Here is a 16,965-nt window from a genome sequence, read left to right as displayed (position 1 = left end):
ACAGGCTACTTGGGCAAGTCGGCTGCCTGGATGGCAGTCAGGGCGATGGTGTAGACGATGTCGTCGACCAGCGCGCCGCGGGACAGGTCGTTGACCGGCTTGCGCAGGCCTTGCAGCATGGGACCGACGCTGATGCAGTCGGCGCTGCGCTGCACCGCCTTGTAGGTGGTGTTGCCGGTATTCAGGTCGGGGAACACGAATACCGTGGCGCGGCCGGCTACCGGGCTGTTTGGCGCCTTCTGCCGGCCTACGCTTTCGATCGCTGCGGCGTCGTACTGCAGCGGGCCGTCGAGCAACAGGTCCGGGTTTATCAGCTTGGCCAGGCGGGTGGCCTCGCGGACTTTCTCGACCTCTTCGCCGGTGCCCGAGTCGCCAGTGGAGTAGCTAAGCATCGCTACCCGCGGTTCGATGCCGAAGGCCGTGGCCGAGGCGGCGCTTTGCACGGCGATCTCCGCCAGTTGTGCTGCAGTTGGGTCTGGATTGACCGCGCAGTCGCCATAGACCAGTACCTGGTCAGGTAGCAGCATGAAGAACACCGAGGACACCAGGTTGTAGCCCGGTGCGGTCTTGATCAGCTGCAGGGCCGGGCGAATGGTGTTGGCGGTGGTGTGGATGGCGCCGGAGACCAGGCCGTCGACCTCGTCCAGGGCCAGCATCATGGTGCCGAGCACCACGTTGTCTTCCAGTTGCGCCAGGGCCATTGGTGCGTTGAGGCCCTTGCCCTTGCGCAGTTCGATCATGGATTCGACATAGCGCTCGCGGATCAGGTCCGGGTCGAGGATTTCCAGCCCTGCCGGCAGCTCGATGCCCTGAGCCTGGGCCACGGCATGCACCTCTTCCGGTTTGGCCAGCAGCACGCAGCGAGCAATGCCGCGCGCCTGGCAGATGGCAGCCGCCTTGATGGTGCGTGGCTCGCTGCCTTCTGGCAGGACGATGCGTTTGTCCGCGGCCTTGGCGCGCTGGACCAACTGATAGCGAAACGCGGAGGGCGACAGGCGCAATTCCCGTGGGGTGCCGCAACGGGTACGCAGCCAGTCGTGGTCGACATGGCTGGCGACGAAGTCGGCGACTTTCTGCGCGCGCTCCTTGTCGTCCACCGGGATTTCCTTGTTCAACCGGTTGAGGTCGGTGGCGGTGTCGTAGGAGCCGGTGCGTACCGTCATGACCGGCAGGCCGCTTTGCAGCGCGCCACGGCACAGTTCCATGATCCGCGGGTCGGGCACAAAATCGCTGCACAGCAGCAAGCCGGCCAGCGGCATGCCGTTCATTGCCGCCAGGCTGGCGGCGAGGATGATGTCGTCACGATCGCCGGGGGTCACCACCAGCGTGCCGGGCTTGAGCAGTTGCACGGTGTTGGCCACGGCGCGGGCGCAGAGCATGATTCTGAGCATGCGTCGTTGCTCGTAGTCGCCGGCATTGAGCACGCGCGCGCCGAGCAGGTCGGCGATGTCGCGGGTGCGCGGGGCGTTCAGTTCGTCCTGCCAGGGGATGCAGCCGAGCAGGCGGAAGTCTTCGCTCTTGAGCAGCGGGGAATGCTCCATCAGCCGCTCGCAGAAAGCCTCGATGCCATCTTCACTGCGCACCTTGTTGATGATCACGCCGAGCACTTTCGGGTCTCGCGGGCCGCCAAATAGTTGCGCCTGGATTTCCACCCGGTCGCACAGTTCGCTCAGGCTTTCCTGCTCCGGTGCCGAGACCAGAATCACGTCGGCATCCAGGCTCTTGGCCAGGTGAAAGTTGACCCGCGCCGCATAACTGGCCTGGCGAGTGGGCACCATGCCTTCGACGATGACCACATCTTTGCCGGCGGCAGCCTGGTGGTAAAGGCTGATGATTTCTTCGAGCAGTTCATCCAGTTGACCGTCGCCGAGCATGCGCTCGACGTGTGCCAGGGCCAGCGGTTTTGGCGAGTGCAGGCCGTGGGTGCGGGCAATCAGCTCGCTGGAGCGTTCCGGGCCATCGTCGCCCTGGTGGGGCTGGGCGATCGGCTTGAAGAAGCCGACCTTGAGGCCGGCGCGCTCCAGGCCACCAACCAGGCCGAGGCTGATGGAAGTGAGGCCGACGCCAAAGCCGGTGGGCGAGATAAAGAAGGTGTGCATGGTGTCTCCGGTGGGGCGCTCAGGCGTTGAGCAGGGCCAGGGTGTCGAGGGCGATCTGGCGTTCTTCGTTGGTTGGTACTACCAGCACGCGTGGGTGGCCATAGGCCTGGATCGGGCCGCCTACGCCGCGCACGCTGCGGGCGTTGGCTTCCTTGTCCAGGGCCAGGTTGAACAGTTTGAGGTGAGCCACGGTCTTGCTGCGGATCAGCGGCGAGTTCTCGCCGATGCCGCCGGTGAAGATCAACCCGTCCAACTGCGGCAGTGCGCAGCTCATGGCGGCCAGGGATTTGGCCAGCCGGTAGCAGAACACCTCGATGGCCAGGGTGGCGCCGACGTGGCCCTGCTCACGGGCTTGCTCCAGGCTGCGCATGTCGTTGGACAGCCCGGACAGGCCGAGCAGGCCGCTTTCCTGGTTCAGCATCTGATCGATGCGCTCCAGGCTCCAGCCCAGGGTGCGGGCCAGGTGGCCGTGCAGGTTGGGGTCGACATCGCCGCTGCGGGTGCCCATCACCAAGCCTTCCAGCGGGGTCAAGCCCATGCTGGTATCGCGGCTCTGGCCATTGACGATGGCGCAGGTCGAACAGCCATTGCCCAGGTGCGCCACCAGCCAGCTGCTGTCACCCACCGAGAGGCCGGCGAGTTCCGCTGCGCGGTGGCTGACGTAACGATGGCTGGTGCCGTGGAAGCCATAACGGCGTACGCCGTGCTCGCGATAGAGGTTGTCTGGCAGCGCATAACGAAAGGCGTGTTCGGGCAGGGTCTGGTGGAAGGCAGTGTCGAACACGGCCACCTGGGTCAGGTTGGGGAACAGCTTGATCGCCGCCTCAATGCCCTGCAGGTTGGCCGGGTTGTGCAGCGGCGCCAGCGGTGCGGTGGCGCGAATGGCGCGCAAGGTGGCGTCATCCAGGCGGCTGGCCGCGGTGAAATGTTCGCCGCCATGCACCACGCGGTGGCCGATACCGTGCAGCTTGCCGCCAGCAGCACCCTGTACCAGCGGCAATAATTGGGCGAGGGCTGCACGGTGATCGCCATTGGGGATCATCAGGCTGTCTTTCTCGCCGCCGCGCTGCCAGTGCAACACTGCATCATGACTGCCGAGGCGTTCGGCCAGGCCGCTGAGCGTGGGTTGCGAGTGGGCTTCATTAACCAGGGCGAATTTGATCGACGAACTGCCGCAGTTGATTACCAGAATATTGCGTGCCGGCATTTACCGTTCCTTGTCTGTGTCGCTCGGGTTGGCTGCGTCGGACGCGACAGCTGCCGTGCACCAGCCGCATGCGAACGGCTGGCCCAGGCGAATATTGCGTTGTTTGGCGTCGAGTACCCACGCGCGATTTTGCCAAGGCGGCTGATGGCGTAGGTGTTGAGTATGACCACAGGACAAGATTGCCAGCCAATGGCCGTCTGCGTCCTGACCAAAGTCAATCAGTCGCACCAAGGACACCTCCTGCCGTCGGTCAGCACTGGGTTCGCTTTCGCGCGCACCCTTGGTTAAACTTGTCCGTTCTTTATTTCTACGCAGAAGGTCTCGCCCCATGCTGATCGCCCTCAATAAGGCTGTCTCTATCGACTATACCCTGACCAACGATGCCGGTGAGGTGATAGATAGTTCCGCTGGCGGCGCGCCGCTGGTTTATCTGCACGGTGCCGGCAACATCATTGCTGGTCTGGAAAAAGCGCTGCTTGGCAAACAAGTTGGCGACGAGCTGGACGTAACAGTCGAGCCGGAAGACGCTTACGGCGAGTACAGCGCCGAACTGGTCGCAACGCTCAACCGCAGCATGTTTGAAGGCGTCGACGAAATGGAAGTCGGTATGCAGTTTCACGCCTCCGGCCCGGACGGCAGCATGCAGATCGTTACCGTTCGTGAGCTGGAAGGCGACGACGTGATCGTCGACGGCAACCACCCCTTGGCCGGCCAGCGCCTAAGCTTCAAGGTCAAAGTGGTTGACATACGTGATGCCAGTGACGAAGAAGTGGCTCATGGTCACGTGCATGGCGAAGGCGGTCACCAGCACTGAGAACCCGCTCACGACTTGCTGCGCGTCGGCCATGTTGCGTTGCAACCTGGCGACGCCAAGCAACGGCGAAAGCTGACCCGCAGGGCGAATGAAGCGAGTCAATCTGGCTCGCGTCGTCGACCAGGCAAGCTGTTAGCTCGTGCTGCCTGCCTTGCCTGGCACCAGCTCGCGATGTTGTGAATCAGGTTTTGGCCGCTTGCTTAAAACGACTTGTGGTCGTAGCAACTGTGCCGTCGGCTGCTAAGCTGAGTTAAACAACAAAGGCGCCTTCATGAAGGCGCCTTTTTTGTCTTTTTCAGGTCATTCGAAGTGTTTTCAAGGAGCTAGTCATGAGTGCCTTTCACGACCTCAATCTGCGTGCATTGGATGGTCAGGATTTACCGCTGGCACCATTCAACGGGCAGGTTGTACTGGTGGTCAACGTCGCCTCCAAGTGTGGCCTGACCCCGCAATACGCTGGGCTGGAAAAACTCTATCAGCAATACCATGCGCAAGGGTTTGCCGTGCTTGGCTTGCCGTGCAACCAGTTTGCCGAGCAAGAACCTGACAGCGAAGAGGCGATTCGCGAGTTTTGCAGCCTCAACTATGGGGTGAGCTTCCCCTTGGGGAGCAAGATCGAGGTCAATGGCCTTGATCGTCATCCGCTGTACCGCCTGCTGGCCGGTGAGGGGGCGGAATTTCCAGGTGATATCACCTGGAATTTCGAGAAATTCCTGGTCGGTCAGGACGGCCGGGTGCTGGCGCGTTTCTCGCCACGGACTGCGCCGGATGACCCTGCAGTGATCCAGGCCATCGAAAAAGCCTTGGGCTGAAAGGCCTCAAGTCCCGTAGCCCGGATGCATTCCGGGGAATACCGTGCGCCGGATACGGTTCCCGGATTGCATCCGGGCTACGGGAGCGATGTAGGGTAGATCGGGGCGAGTAGCTGACGCCTTTGTCATCCCCTAGCGCTATTGGTGGATGGATAGAGCGTCATCCCCCCTACGATGCGGCAGACCTTGTATGGACTGCCTCTCCATTCCTTCGTTGTAGCCGCTCATCACGCAAACCTATAGTGCTGGGCGGGGCGAGACGACCGGTCATATCCTTGCTGGTATGACTGTTACCCAACGATTCGATAAGCGTGACCTGATCCTCGCCAAAGGCGCCGAGGTGATGGCCCGTCGCGGTTATCACGGCGCTGGCGTGCAGGAAATCGTCCAGGCCGCCGGTGTGCCCAAGGGCTCTTTCTACCATTACTTCGCGAGTAAGGAAGACTTCGCCCTGCAGGCCCTGCAACAGGTCTACGGGCCGCGACTGCAGCGTTATGCCCAGGCTCTGGCGAACCCGGCCTTGAGTCCATGTCAGCGCATTCTCGATTACTACGGCGAGCTGGTTGAGCATTTCACGCGCCAGGAAAAACGCGAGTACTACTGCTTTATCGGCAGCCTGAGCTTCGAAATGGCCGAGTTGTCGCCGAGCCTCGGTGTCGAGGTCGACGCCATCTTGCAGCGCTCGGCAGACATTCTGCAGGCTTGTCTGGAGCAGATGCAAAGCAGCGGTGAACTGGCCGCCGAGGAAGATTGCGCCAACCTTGCGAGTTTTATTGCCAGCGCCTGGCAGGGTGCTCTGACCCGCCTGAAAGTGTCGAGCAATACCCGCGTGCTGGAAGACTTCATGCAGCGTTTACGGTTGTTGCTGCAGCCCTGATTTTTTAAAAATCTATCAAGTAGACGACCGGTCATATGGCCGGCTAGAGGAATGATCATGAACGACCCGGTAAAAGCGCTGTTTCAACCCTTCAGCCTCGGTTCCCTGGAGTTGCCAACCCGTGTGGTGATGGCGCCCATGACCCGCTCCTTTTCGCCGGGCGGCGTACCCAATAGCAAGGTCATTGAGTATTACCGTCGCCGTGCCGCAGCGGGCGTTGGCCTGATCGTCACCGAAGGCACCACCGTGGACCACAAGGCCGCAAACGGTTACCCCAATGTGCCGCGTTTTTACGGCGAAGATGCCCTGGCCGGCTGGCAGAAAGTGGTCGAGGCGGTGCATGCCGAAGGCGGCAAGATCGTTCCGCAGCTGTGGCACGTGGGTAATGTGCGCAAGCTGGGCACCGAGCCGGATGCCAGCGTGCCGGGCTATGGCCCGAGCGAGAAGATCAAGGATGACGTTGTTGTGGTCCATGGCATGACTCACGAGGATATCCAGGAGGTTATCGCAGCCTTCGCCCAGGCCGCCAAGGATGCCCAGCGCATCGGCATGGACGGCGTGGAAATCCACGGCGCCCATGGTTACCTGGTCGACCAGTTCTTCTGGGAAGGCAGCAACCAGCGTACTGACGAATACGGCGGCGACCTGGCCCAGCGTTCGCGCTTCGCCATCGAACTGATCCAGGCCGTGCGCGCCGCAGTCGGCCCGGACTTCCCGATCATCTTCCGCTTCTCGCAGTGGAAGCAGCAGGACTACAGCGCCCGTCTGGTGCAAACCCCGGAAGAGCTGGGCGCTTTCCTCAAGCCGCTGTCCGAGGCTGGGGTGGATATCTTTCACTGCTCGACCCGACGCTTCTGGGAGCCGGAATTTGAAGGTTCCGACCTCAATCTGGCCGGCTGGACGCGCAAGCTCACCGGCAAACCGACCATCACCGTCGGCAGCGTCGGCCTGGACGGCGAGTTCCTGCAGTTCATGGTCAACACCGACAAAGTAGCCGAGCCTGCCAGCCTGGAAAACCTGCTGGAGCGCCTGAACAATCAGGAGTTCGATCTGGTGGCCGTGGGCCGTGCGCTACTGGTCGACCCGGATTGGGCCGTCAAGGTACGCGAAGGTCGCGAGCAGGACATCCTGCCGTTCAGTCGCAGTGCGCTGGCCACCCTGGTCTGATTGACGTTTAAGTGCGCGCCGCACAACGGCGCAACACCCGCTAAGCCCCGACGTATCGGCAATGCTGTTCACTTAAGCCAAGTGAGCAGCATTTTTTTGTAGCCCGGATGAAATCCGGGGCAAGTCTGGCGCTTGATAATCGCTCCCGGATTGCTTCCGGGCTACGGGTGGGTGCATGGCTACGGCAGGCGCCCAGAGATGGCTGCTTAAGTGAACAGCATTGCACCTCTCGTTGGGCTTTTTATCTGCAAGGATCGTCGGAGTACCGTCGCGGGGGTAATCCGTGGACATGGGCCGCGCGGTTATTTTGCGACGGCCAGGCGTTGGTCGGTGAATACGCAGAGCACGCCGGCGCGGTTGTGCATCACTGGATGGTTGAAGTCGCAGTAGGCCGCCGCCACGCTCAGGGCCATTTCCTCGCTGATCAACGCGCCCTGATCCGGACGGAACCAGGCCATCTGGCCGGGCTTGCAGCGTTCCGCCTGGGGATCGGTGTTGAAGGTGCACAGGCCACTCAGGTCGATGGGTGGGGGGCTATTGAAGCAGGCGGATAATGTCAGGGCAGCGGTGCTCAGCAGGAGCAGGCGGACGGTGGTGCGCATGGCAGAGTATCCCGGCATATGGAGAAAAGGTTGCCGGTTTAGTGCCAAAAAAGCCGCGAAGGTTCCGTTGCCTCAGGGGCGGTCGCGACCATGTGTGTGGGCGGGCAGACGCCAGCAACCACAGCCCAGCACCCCAGGAATGCGCGACCTGCGCCGCGACGTCGATCGAGCTGCTCCGCCGCCAAACAGGTCGCGGGCCTGCTAAGGGGCACGCAACGCGTTGCCCGCCCCACAGACCCGTGTGGGTAATTCACACGTCAAATAAATAGAACGATAACGCCGCGCAGCGTTCCACTCTCTGTAACCCATCGAAATGAGGTGAGCCATGAGCAGCACAAAAGACAAGATCACAGGTAACGTCAACGAAGCCATCGGCAAAGTGAAAGAAACTATCGGCAAGGCCACCGACAATCCGAAGCTTGAAGGCGAAGGTGTTGGCCAGCAAGTGAAGGGCAAGGCGCAACAGCTCAAGGGTGACGTCAAAGACGTAATCAAGGACGGCGTCGACAAGGCCTGATCGATCCCGGCCATGGTCACCAATGGCCGGCGGACAGGTGTTGCGCGGCAGCTTGGCTGCCGGCTGCCTGGTCCGGCGATTGATCTACCCAAGCAGCTGATATATATAGAAATTAATTAATAGAAAAGCGCTCGCGCACCAGTGCCTGAGCGTGTTGCGCCATTTGGTCGAGCTGGCGGTCGCGTTGTTTTTCCGCCTCGCTCATGGCCTTCTTGCCGTGCTGCTTGAGCAGGTAGGTGTGGATCTGCCGGACTTCCTCGGATTGGTAGATCGGCGCCAGGTCTTGCACCGCCACCATGCCGTCCGAACCACGGCTGCGAGTACTCATCAGCACCTGCGGCCCCCGCGCAGCCAGTACCTTAAAACCCATGGCCTCGAAATACGGCACTTTACTGGCCACACAGGCCAGTTCGGCATGGGGGCGGCGCGTGATGATTTTTCCCAGCATGGCCCGGGCAACGCCCTGCCGGCGTTGGCTGGCGTGCACAGCCATATAGGCCAGGGTGCAGGCCTCTGGGTAATCCTTGGCCGGCAGGTACAGGGCAAAGCCCAGCACCTGGGAGGGGTCCAGATCGTCCAGGGCCAGGATCAGCTGCGCCGTAGTGTCCGAGGCACTGTCCATCGCCTGTAGATAAAGATGCATCTCGTAGCCGATGACGTACTGGTACAGCTGATACAGGGGATTGCTGGGTCTCAGCGACACCGGGCTGATGTCGCTGAGGTAGTCCACGACCATTTGCAGGACCTGGGCTTTCAGTGACTCGGGCGGCGGGGTGTTCAGGTGTACAAGGGTGAACATCGTGAGTCTGGCTCCGGGGGCAGGCCCGATTGGGGGAATCGGCGTTGGCGGCATTGTAACGCTCGCCTGGTTTGATCGTTCCCATACGGGTGCTGAATGCAAAAGACTAAAGTGCGGCGGTGAATTTTAATCGTTAAATGACCGCGCCGCCGGGGCCGCGAAAACCTTGTGGGTCGTCTATCGCCCTTTGGCGAAAGGCGCGTGGGGTCACGCCCAGCCAGCGCCTGAAGGTGCGGCTGAAGTTGGAGGTGTCCTGATAACCCAGGCGTTCGGCGATGGCCTCAACACTCAACGGGGTTTGCAGCAACAGCCAGCAGGCCAGCTCCTCGCGCACGCTGTCGAGCAATTGCTGATAGTTGACGCCTTCCTCGCTCAGGTGACGCAGCAGGGTGCGCGGCGCCATACACTCAACGGCTGCCATCTGGTCGAGGCTCGGGTAGTGGCCATCGCAGGCCAGCAGCCGCTGATGAATCCGCTGGCTCAGACTGCCACTCTTCAATTGTTTGAGCTGATGCTCGCAGTCGCGCAGGGCCAGGCGCTGGGCTTCGCTGTCGCAGCCCAGGCTCGGGCAGTCGAGTAACGCCAGGGGCAGTTGCACCTGCAGGCGCGGGGCATTGAAGGTCGACTGCGGGTACAGCTCCCGATAGGCGTGCGCCCAGGGCGGTTCGGCGAAGGGCCAGCGGATCATGGCCTGGCTGTGCAAGGCCTGACCGCTGACGGTTTGCAGCAGGTTGAGCGTGCCTGCCAGGATATGCCCCAGCACGTATTCGCGGACATCGTCGCTGTGCACGCTCTCGTGCAGTTGCAGCGTCAGATTGTCTGCATGCTCGATGCTAAAGGTGCCCAGATTCTCGCGCAGGCTGACGAAGCGTTGCATGGCCAGCAGTGCCTGCGCCACGTTCGGGCTGGCCATGGCGAGTACGCCAGGCGCGCCGTGGGTCGACAGCTGGGTGCTGGCACCAACGCGCAGCCCCAGCCATGGGCACTGGCTGAGCTCCAGCCCACGCAGCACCAGACGGCGAAACTGGGCAAAGCTGAGAAAACGGTTGTCCGTGTGCATCGCCGTCCAGTCCAGGCGCGTGCCATCCAAGATCTGCTGCGGTGCAAAACCGCAGCGGCGCAACTCGGCGCACAGCAAGCGTGCATACACCGGGTGCAGACAGGGTTGAAGCCAGGCTTGGGCATTGGACATGGGGCTGCTCCTGCACGCATCGCCCGCCGCCAGTGTCAGCGGTCGGCGGGGGTAAAAAATCGATGATCCAGCCCAGTAAACGTTTGTGCCCGCAGCGCAGGCATCTGGCGTGCTCAACGCCACGAGGCGCGTTGGCACCATATGACGATTATCTGCCCGCGTAAACGGTATTGTCCGACAATCCTTGCGGTCATGCTGGTTCCACAGCAAACCCTGAGGGAACGTGTATGAGCGCCGTAATGCCCACCGCCGTAACTGAACAAGCGGTTTACCGCGACCGCAAACGCTATGCCTGGTTATTGTCGGTGTTCGCGCCGCTTGGCGTCACCATTGGCCCGCTGGCTCATCTGCTGGGAGCGACCAGCCAACTGTGGTTTTTTGTCGCGCTGGGGGTGTTTTACATCGGCTTGCCGCTGCTGGACAAGTTGCTGGGAGAAGACCTGAGCAACCCGCTGGAGTCTGCTGTGCCGGCCCTGGAAGCAGACGGCTATTACCGCGCAATCAACTATGCGGTGGTGCCGGTGCTGTGGTTTGGCATGCTGTTCAACTGCATCTTCCTGGCCACCCATGAGCTGCCCTGGTACAGCTGGCTGGCCACGGTGCTGGTGACAGGCTCGATACTCGGTTTCGGCCTCAACCTCAGCCATGAACTTGGGCACAAGAAGGACTGGCTGGGGCGCAAGATCGGCCTGTTTAACACCGCGCTGGGCGGCTACGGGCATTTCTCCATCGAACATAACCGCGGCCATCACCGGCATGTGGCCACCCCGGAAGACCCAGCCTCCTCGCAGATGGGCGAAAGCATCTACCGCTTTATGTTTCGTGAACTGCCGGGTGCTTTCTTCCGTGCCTGGGATCTGGAAGCCGAGCGTATGCAGCACCAAGGCCGCTCTAGCTGGAGTTTGCACAACGAAATCGTCCAGGCCGGCCTGGTCACCCTGGCCCTCTACGGTGGTTTGATTGCCCTGTTCGGCTCGGCGATGGTGCCCGTGTTGCTGCTGGTTGCCTTCTGGGGCGCCTTCCAGCTGACCTCGGCCAACTACATCGAACACTACGGCCTGGTGCGGCAAAAACTGCCCAATGGCCGCTACGAACCCTGCCTGCCGCGTCACTCCTGGAACAGCAACCACATCATCTCCAACCTGGTGGTGTTCCACTTGCAGCGTCATTCCGACCACCACGCTCACCCGACACGCAGCTACCAGTCGCTGCGTGACTTCACCGACCTGCCGCGCCTACCGTCTGGCTATTTCGGCATGTTTATCGCGGCCTACATCCCGCCACTGTGGTTCCGCGTGATGAATCCGCGCCTGATCGCCGCTGTGCAGGGCGATGTCCAGCGCATCAACTTCCTGCCCGCCAAACGCCGGCAACTGATTCGCCAATACGGCCTGCAGGCAGAACCGGCTGCCCAGCAGCAGGCGGGCGCATGAACCGCCCAGAGTGTGGTTATGTATATGACAGCCAGCACGGTGACACCCCACCCCGTTTGCCGATCGAAGACTACAACTGCCCGCAGTGCTGCGTGCGCGACAAGCCGGACTTCATCGCACTCGACGAAGATAGCGCCGGCTGACATCGCCTCGCGGCCTGAAGGGTAAAACCCTATGTGCCGTGATTGCTCGCAGCCGTTGCAGCGCAAGGCCAGGCGCTGCGTTGATTACTGTGCAGGCATCTTGGCAACAATATAGCGCTTGCCCCCGCTGCGCTTGGCCACATACATGGCTTCATCTGCGTGCCGAATCAGATGCAGATCACTTTGGCCGTGCTCGGGGTATACCGCGACACCCAGGCTTGGCGCACTAATCAACGTTTTGCCTTCCAGCACGTAGGGGTCACTCAGGGCGACAAGGATTTTCTCGGCCACCACGGTGGCGTCTTCCTGACTGTTGATGCTGTCCAGCAGAACGGCGAATTCATCACCGCCCAAACGGCCAACAGTATCGGACTCACGTACGCAGCGCCTGAGGCGTTCAGCGACTTCGCGCAGCAGATGGTCGCCTGTGGTGTGGCCAAAGGTATCGTTGATGTGCTTGAAGTTATCCATGTCGAGATAAAGTACTGCCAGCCGTAAGGAACCTCTCTGCGCCCTCTGCAGAGAACCGCACAAGCGGTCCAGGAACAGCGCACGGTTTGGCAGTTCAGTCAGCTGGTCGTATTGCGCAAGAAACTCCAGGCGAGCGTGCGTACGTTTGCGCTCAATCGCATCCGCCACCTGGCTTGAGACAAATTGCAGCAGTTCCTTGTCCTGTTCGTCGTAGTGCACGCTCCCGGCATAGCTCTGGAGCACCAGGGCACCGATGGTTTTCGTGCCTGAGATCAGCGGCACACCCAGCCAGTCCAGAGGCTGCTTACCGGCCACCGTGTCCGTCTTTGCAAGCGTCTGCTCGGCGGTGAACAACAGTGCTTCAGCGGAGCGAATCACCTGGGCACAGAAGGTGCCGCAAGCCAGCGGCATGGGTGGCAGCGGTGCGTCGAATTGATCAACGAAGTACGGAAAACTGAGCTGGTCATCTGCCGCGTCGTATAACGCCAAAAAAAAATTCTCGGCGGGCAGCAACTGGCGAATCACCTCGTGCACCCGCCGATAGAGCGTCTGCAGATTGCCAGGCGAGTGAGTCGCGTTCGATATTGCATACAACGCGGCTTGCATCGCTTCTGCACGCTTGCGCTGGGTAATATCCCGAGCCACACCCACCCGCACCTGCTCGGTCTCAAGCCATTGGGCAGACCACATGATATGAACGATATGACCGTCTTTATGAATATAACGGTTCTCATGATCGCGGGAAGGCTCGCCCCTATTAATGCGCTCTACGAGTGCCCGGCCGGAAATGCGATCGTCCGGGTGCATCATTTCAAAGGCGGTCCGGCCAATCATTTCATCGGGCCGATAGCCAAACACGCGCTCGCTGGCCGCGCTTACCGATAGAAAGCGACCCTCTTTATCCACTACGCAGACAACGTCCAGCAGCATGTCCAGTAGTTTGTCGTGGGGCAGGTGGAGTTTTGACGTCATGCGAATGACTATACTGTTATGCCATCAGGGTTCGCTAGCACGATGATTCTCGATCACAGTGACCCGGCACAAGACTCACGCCTGCAATAGCGCCTCATGGAAAGCGTGGTTTGCCACGTATTACTTGTCCCGCGGTCAGCGCTCCCTCCACTCACCTGCAACGCTTCAACCGATGCTGCATGCATACCGTCGATGTTTACTCGCCGATCTGTTGGCCCGTTGCCGTACTTTGCGTGCCCGGCCTACGGCCGATTGCTTGTGCTGCATGCCTGCCGCACCTGTGCGAAAACTTTACCTGTACGAGTAAACAATATAGATGCGTAAAGAATCACGACATAGCATTGTGTCGGGTTGAAGTGAGAGCCCGGCTGCAGGAGGGGCAGGCATGACAGCAAACTGGGCACTGATGGGGATCGCCGGCTGCGGCTTGCTGGTGCTCGGCCTGTTCGCCGCAGTGCTGCTGGTACACGGCAACCATCTGCAAGCGCTGCTGGGCGCCCAGTGCCGGCATAGCGCCCGGCAAAGTGACTGCCTGCAGCTGCTACAGCGCAACGACCAGGAACTGCGTTGCGCCGTCCGCGCCGAACGTGCGCATGTGGCGCAACTGCAGAGAAAGGTTGTGCTGCTGCAGGCGGTTTTGAATGAGGCAGGCCGGGGCTAGTGTCACGCCGGGCGGTTAACCGCCCAGGGTGTCTAGGTGCAGACGTTATTCGTCCTTAACCACGTCACTGAACTGGCCGATGGCATCGACTACACGCTGCGCTTCTTCACGAATTTTCAGGATCATCTCGCCCGCCTGATTGACCAGCAGCACCCCTTTTTCTGCTTGCGCCTTGCTGCCAGCCATACCACTGACCGCCTGCAACGCCAGATCATGATTGAGGCGCACTACATCATTGATCTCAACCGTAGCCTGACTGGTACGCGCCGCCAGGTTACGCACCTCATCTGCCACCACGGCAAAACCGCGTCCTTGCTCACCGGCTCGCGCCGCTTCGATGGCCGCGTTCAGCGCCAGCAAGTTGGTTTGCTCGGCAATCCCTCGAATCACCTGCACAATGCTGCTGATGCGTTCGGATTGCGCGCCCAGGGCTTCGATGCGCTGCGCCACGTCAACCAGCTCCTGCGCCACACCGTGCACAACATGCACAGCCTCCCTGACAGTCTCGCTGCCAGCATCGGCACTGCTGCCCGTGTGCTGGGCTATCTCATAGGCCAAACGGGCTGCCGCTGATTCGGCTTCGCGCTGCTCAACCTGCTCGGTAATGTCGCTGGCAAATTTGACGACCCCATACTGACGACCGTTGGCATCAAACAGCGGGTTGTAAGTCGCGCGCAACCAAACGTCCTTGCCACTCTTGCTGACCCGTTGGTAGCGGCCAGAGAATACTTCGCCACGACCCAAACGCTGCCAGAAACCACGGTACGTCTCGCTGCTGGCTTCTTCATGCGTGCAGAACTGGCGATGGTGTTTGCCGCGAATCTCCTCCAGCCGATAACCCATGGTGCTGAGGAAATTGTCATTGGCGGTTTGCACCTCACCGGCCAGGTTGAACTCGATCACCGCCATTGAACGGTTGATCGCATTCAGATGACTCTTCTGCTGAAACTCAGCGTGCATGTGCTCGGTGATATCGGTTGCTAGCTTGATCACTCGGCTCACCTGCCCCTGGGCATTGTGCACCGGCAGGTAGCGCGCCTCTAACCAGACCTCGCGGCCACCCTTGGCAATACGCATGTAGCGATCACTGAAACTCTCGCCACCGGCCAGGCGTCGCCAGAACTGCGCGTAGGCAGCGCTGGCCGACTGCTCTGGGCTGCAAAACATGCGGTGATGCTGGCCTCGAAGCTCGTCCAAGCCATAGCCCATGACCGTGAGAAAGGGTTGATTGGCATCCAGGATTTCGCCCTGAGCAGTGAATTCGATCACGGCAAATGTGTGGCGAATCGCCCCCACCACTTGTTGGTACGCAGCTAACTCCTGTTGGCACTGTTGTAACTCACTGCGAAGCGTTGAATTGAACATATAAAGGCCTCGAAAGCGCACCCTTTTGCCAAGGCGCAGCAGATAAATTCTTATTGTCACGAGCAGCATATCGGCTAGCCGCAGATTATTTTTAGACTGTGCAGCTGTTGGGTATTGCGGCAACGGGTAGGTTGGCATGGAGCGTAGCGAAGCCCGGTAGGCACTGGCATCACACCTTGGGCTTAGTCACGTTGTACCTCGGCCCAACTTGCAGCACATTCCTAGCGCCAGCCGCCCGCCAATATCGTCGAAAATCACGACGCGCTGCTACCTTAAAACTGCATGCCAGCCCAGATATGCTAGCGGGAATACCCGTGGTTTTACAGGCAGGCACGCGGCGTAGAGGGCATGTGCATCTGACTGCCTGAACGATCAATGTTTAGAAGGGGCGGGCGACGGGGGAAATCGATATGAGCCCATTCCAGTACCTCCTCGTGCGCGCAAGTGCGGTGCTCTCCGCGGCAGGCACGTACATGCCGGTGCATACCGGTGTGGCTCGCTATGCAGGCCGATCCAGCAAGTAGCCAGATACTTCAGGCGCAGCCCTTCGGGGCCTGCCGCACCTGTGCGAAAACTTTACCTGTACGAGTAAACACTCTAGATGCGTACAGGATCACGACATCGCATGCTTGCATGGCTCATTAGAAAGCTGGCCTGGGCTTGCTACTAAGGACCACCTGACTCAGCTTTACGCCGAGTCTATGGCCAGCGCCGGAGGCAAGCGGTGGCACTCTGCAAGCAATCAGAGGCAACGGTTGAGCAAGGCATGCGGATGGCTAAGCGCTAAGCAGGCGATGCGCATTGTGCTAAAAGGGCAGCCTTCAGCGAGTGGCGATCACGTACGCTGCACCCTCGACATCCCGGTATTAGTCGTTGCACAAAGAAGCGAAGTTTGAGCGACACGCACAGCTACTATGAGCAGAACGCCGAGCAGTTTTTTGCCGATACCAGCGCCGTGGACATGAGCGCGTTGTATGCGCGCTTTCTCGAAGCGATACCCGCTGGCGGCGCTGGCCAGCCAGCACTTCGGTCAGCTTGTGGCGGTGCGCAGCTTCGTTGTTGTTGCCCGATTTGCTGGCGCGGCTAAAGCCGGGCGAGGAGGGCGGGCTACCCGCCCGGGTGCGCGTGGTCACCAGCGATTACCTCGACGTCACCGACCCCGAAGCGCTGCGCAGCCTGATGTTGCTGCAGGATGACGGCGCCCAGGTGCGCGTCTACGAAAGCGCCGGCAGCAGCTTCCATATGAAGGCCTACTTGTTCGCCACCCAAGACGCGGACGGTCAGCTGCTCGGCCAAGAGCCGATCGGGCTCTACCCGGAACGACACCACGACACTTCAGATACTGCGAACAGTCCCAGAATTCATTTCCAGCACTGGAGCCGCGTTTAGCTGTACGTTTACCATCGCAGAATTACATGCTGGGCAACTGACTGTAATCACCCTGATTGTTAGCGCGCTGTTAGACATACTCAGGCGGAGCCGCAGAGGCTAATAACCATAATCATTGTTATTTGATAATCTTTCTAATTATCAGTATCTTTAATTTTTAATAGTGCCTTTTATGTCTTTATGTTGTGCATGTTGAACATTGGTTCGTTTCGCTCTATTCTAGATTCATAAATAGATGCTTGGCGGTATAGACTAATAACTATTTAATATACTTAATATAGACACACTTAAGGAACTATCATGGCTAAGGAAGGTCTGAAGTAGTGCCATTTCCCGGACTGATTTCCTCAATAACTCGAAAAAACAGCGTCTCAATCGAAAACTAAGCCATTTGCCACCTTCAAATGCATGGTTTTGCCCTTGTGGCGCGTTTCGCAGGGTTCAT

The 16,965-nt window shown here is 60.2% G+C and carries 16 protein-coding genes and 2 pseudogenes; 9 read left to right on the top strand and 9 right to left on the bottom strand.

All coding sequences use genetic code 11. From position 1 onward, the window contains the following. Window positions 1-5 precede the first annotated feature (5 nt). Genes pta through Q8K09_RS05315 form a run of 3 tightly spaced genes read right to left on the bottom strand, consistent with a single transcriptional unit; the run spans window position 6 to window position 3,666 of the window. A complete protein-coding gene (pta, locus tag Q8K09_RS05325; RefSeq protein ID WP_305253949.1) occupies window positions 6-2,099 on the bottom strand; it encodes a phosphate acetyltransferase in 2,094 nt (697 codons plus the stop codon). A 19-nt stretch (window positions 2,100-2,118) separates the two neighbouring features. Further along, entirely contained in the window at window positions 2,119-3,306 is a 1,188-nt protein-coding gene (locus tag Q8K09_RS05320; protein ID WP_305253948.1) for an acetate kinase, read from the bottom strand. Next, window positions 3,307-3,666 carry a DUF3565 domain-containing protein gene (locus Q8K09_RS05315; protein ID WP_305254028.1) on the bottom strand — a complete coding sequence of 120 codons (360 nt, stop codon included), beginning with the start codon at window positions 3,664-3,666 and terminating at the stop codon, window positions 3,307-3,309. It abuts the gene before it with no gap. On the opposite strand from Q8K09_RS05315, the gene Q8K09_RS05310 reads away from it, so the two are divergent. The 4 genes from Q8K09_RS05310 (at window position 3,635) to Q8K09_RS05295 (ending at window position 6,976) form a co-directional block, all read left to right on the top strand. Continuing rightward, entirely contained in the window at window positions 3,635-4,120 is a 486-nt protein-coding gene (locus Q8K09_RS05310) for a peptidylprolyl isomerase (protein ID WP_305253947.1), read from the top strand. The two genes, Q8K09_RS05315 and Q8K09_RS05310, sit on opposite strands and share 32 nt — an antisense overlap. A gap of 329 nt (window positions 4,121-4,449) precedes the next feature. After that, window positions 4,450-4,932 carry a glutathione peroxidase gene (locus Q8K09_RS05305; RefSeq protein ID WP_305253946.1) on the top strand — a complete coding sequence of 161 codons (483 nt, stop codon included), beginning with the start codon at window positions 4,450-4,452 and terminating at the stop codon, window positions 4,930-4,932. 283 nt (window positions 4,933-5,215) lie between these two features. Beyond that, window positions 5,216-5,809, top strand: a complete 594-nt coding sequence (locus Q8K09_RS05300; protein ID WP_305253945.1) for a TetR/AcrR family transcriptional regulator — start codon at window positions 5,216-5,218, stop codon at window positions 5,807-5,809. A gap of 57 nt (window positions 5,810-5,866) precedes the next feature. Beyond that, window positions 5,867-6,976 carry an NADH:flavin oxidoreductase gene (locus tag Q8K09_RS05295; RefSeq protein WP_305253944.1) on the top strand — a complete coding sequence of 370 codons (1,110 nt, stop codon included), beginning with the start codon at window positions 5,867-5,869 and terminating at the stop codon, window positions 6,974-6,976. Window positions 6,977-7,278: 302 nt separating this feature from the next. Here Q8K09_RS05295 and Q8K09_RS05290 read toward each other — a convergent pair whose 3' ends face one another. Then, window positions 7,279-7,578 carry a hypothetical protein gene (locus Q8K09_RS05290; RefSeq protein ID WP_305253943.1) on the bottom strand — a complete coding sequence of 100 codons (300 nt, stop codon included), beginning with the start codon at window positions 7,576-7,578 and terminating at the stop codon, window positions 7,279-7,281. Between the two features lie 325 nt (window positions 7,579-7,903). Between Q8K09_RS05290 and Q8K09_RS05285 the strand changes: the two genes are divergently transcribed. Continuing rightward, window positions 7,904-8,095: a CsbD family protein gene (locus Q8K09_RS05285; protein WP_305253942.1), complete on the top strand. Its 192-nt coding sequence runs from the start codon at window positions 7,904-7,906 to the stop codon at window positions 8,093-8,095. 112 nt (window positions 8,096-8,207) lie between these two features. Here the strand turns inward: Q8K09_RS05285 and Q8K09_RS05280 are convergent, their stop codons facing one another. Beyond that, window positions 8,208-8,894, bottom strand: coding sequence for a GNAT family N-acetyltransferase (locus Q8K09_RS05280; RefSeq protein WP_305253941.1), 687 nt, complete (start codon window positions 8,892-8,894; stop codon window positions 8,208-8,210). Between the two features lie 133 nt (window positions 8,895-9,027). After that, window positions 9,028-10,086 (bottom strand): AraC family transcriptional regulator, encoded by a 1,059-nt coding sequence (locus tag Q8K09_RS05275; protein WP_305253940.1) that lies wholly within the window; start codon window positions 10,084-10,086, stop codon window positions 9,028-9,030. A gap of 227 nt (window positions 10,087-10,313) precedes the next feature. Between Q8K09_RS05275 and Q8K09_RS05270 the strand changes: the two genes are divergently transcribed. Both Q8K09_RS05270 and Q8K09_RS05265 read left to right on the top strand, forming a co-directional pair. Next, window positions 10,314-11,519: an alkane 1-monooxygenase gene (locus tag Q8K09_RS05270; protein WP_305253939.1), complete on the top strand. Its 1,206-nt coding sequence runs from the start codon at window positions 10,314-10,316 to the stop codon at window positions 11,517-11,519. Then, on the top strand, window positions 11,516-11,662 hold the full coding sequence (locus Q8K09_RS05265; protein WP_305253938.1) for a hypothetical protein: 147 nt from the start codon (window positions 11,516-11,518) through the stop codon (window positions 11,660-11,662). The genes Q8K09_RS05270 and Q8K09_RS05265 overlap by 4 nt, the downstream gene beginning before the upstream one ends. A gap of 84 nt (window positions 11,663-11,746) precedes the next feature. Here the strand turns inward: Q8K09_RS05265 and Q8K09_RS05260 are convergent, their stop codons facing one another. Further along, entirely contained in the window at window positions 11,747-13,105 is a 1,359-nt protein-coding gene (locus tag Q8K09_RS05260; RefSeq protein ID WP_370869487.1) for a diguanylate cyclase domain-containing protein, read from the bottom strand. Window positions 13,106-13,490: 385 nt separating this feature from the next. On the opposite strand from Q8K09_RS05260, the gene Q8K09_RS05255 reads away from it, so the two are divergent. Continuing rightward, window positions 13,491-13,766 carry a hypothetical protein gene (locus Q8K09_RS05255; RefSeq protein WP_305253936.1) on the top strand — a complete coding sequence of 92 codons (276 nt, stop codon included), beginning with the start codon at window positions 13,491-13,493 and terminating at the stop codon, window positions 13,764-13,766. A gap of 45 nt (window positions 13,767-13,811) precedes the next feature. Here the strand turns inward: Q8K09_RS05255 and Q8K09_RS21235 are convergent. Then, window positions 13,812-14,252: pseudogene (locus tag Q8K09_RS21235) on the bottom strand (methyl-accepting chemotaxis protein); the annotation flags it as partial. Between the two features lie 102 nt (window positions 14,253-14,354). Continuing rightward, window positions 14,355-15,131: pseudogene (locus Q8K09_RS21230) on the bottom strand (PAS domain-containing protein); the annotation flags it as partial. 1,056 nt (window positions 15,132-16,187) lie between these two features. Between Q8K09_RS21230 and Q8K09_RS05245 the strand changes: the two are divergent. Further along, window positions 16,188-16,520: a hypothetical protein gene (locus Q8K09_RS05245; RefSeq protein WP_305253934.1), complete on the top strand. Its 333-nt coding sequence runs from the start codon at window positions 16,188-16,190 to the stop codon at window positions 16,518-16,520. Window positions 16,521-16,965: the final 445 nt, after the last annotated feature.

The organism is Pseudomonas sp. (assembly GCF_030683065.1).
Taxonomy (GTDB): Bacteria; Pseudomonadota; Gammaproteobacteria; order Pseudomonadales; family Pseudomonadaceae; genus Aquipseudomonas.
This window is presented reverse-complemented; position numbering and strand designations above follow the sequence as displayed.